Genomic DNA, 296 nt, shown 5'->3' on the forward strand with positions numbered 1-296 from the left:
TAGGAGTTATTTTGGCTCCCCCTCCCCGACTCGAACGGGGGACCTGCGGATTAACAGTCCGTCGCTCTAACCAACTGAGCTAAGGGGGAACAAAATAATACTAGGATGTGGCTCCCCCTCCCCGACTCGAACGGGGGACCTGCGGATTAACAGTCCGTCGCTCTAACCAACTGAGCTAAGGGGGAACAACCTAGTGTTGAAAGATATTGGCTCCCCCTCCCCGACTCGAACGGGGGACCTGCGGATTAACAGTCCGTCGCTCTAACCAACTGAGCTAAGGGGGAAGCGCCTGTCTC

Annotated in this window: 3 tRNA genes; all 3 read right to left on the reverse strand. The window is 56.4% G+C overall.

Annotated elements, in window-relative coordinates:
* Positions 1-12 precede the first annotated feature (12 nt).
* A tRNA-Asn gene (locus C2M35_RS15320) sits at positions 13-89 on the reverse strand.
* Between the two features lie 19 nt (positions 90-108).
* Positions 109-185: transfer RNA gene (locus C2M35_RS15325), tRNA-Asn, on the reverse strand.
* A 22-nt stretch (positions 186-207) separates the two neighbouring features.
* A tRNA-Asn gene (locus C2M35_RS15330) sits at positions 208-284 on the reverse strand.
* Positions 285-296: the final 12 nt, after the last annotated feature.

The organism is Pseudoalteromonas sp. T1lg76 (assembly GCF_002964725.1).
GTDB lineage: Bacteria > Pseudomonadota > Gammaproteobacteria > Enterobacterales > Alteromonadaceae > Pseudoalteromonas.